Annotated in this window: 1 protein-coding gene; it reads right to left on the bottom strand. The window is 53.7% G+C overall.

The genetic code is table 11. The features are described from left to right. A partial coding sequence (locus ACTHUR_RS21375) for an ABC transporter substrate-binding protein (RefSeq protein WP_440400817.1) occupies positions 1-436 on the bottom strand: 436 nt, incomplete at both ends.

Here is a 436-nt window from a genome sequence, read left to right as displayed (position 1 = left end):
CCAGTTGAGCGCGTTTTTCAAATCCTGATGGAAGATGTCGAACTGCGCCTTGTGCGCGTGGAAATATTCTTCGTTGGCGATGATGCCCGCCATCGGAATCAGCGGTTTGGTGTCAAACGCCTGCCCCCATGCCTTCACCAAATCAAAACTGCGCACGACGTTTACGCCCATGGTTTTGCCTTTGAGTATGCTTGCGCTTGCCATCGGTTCGGGCAGGATGGCGGCGTGGTAATCCTTGCTCAAAAACAGCCCCACCGCTTCGGGCGGCGTGGCGGTGTAAGTGATGCCGACTTTGTGCGCGTCGATTTTCAGTTTTTTCAACAAGGCTTGCAGCACGATGTCGGGCATGTCGTTTTTAAACGGTACGAGGATTTTTTTGCCGACCAAATCCTGCGGCGAGGTAATCGCGCTGCCTTTACACATCAGCTGCGTGATG

The sequence above is a fragment of the Neisseria sp. P0021.S007 genome (genome assembly GCF_051956855.1).
This window is presented reverse-complemented; position numbering and strand designations above follow the sequence as displayed.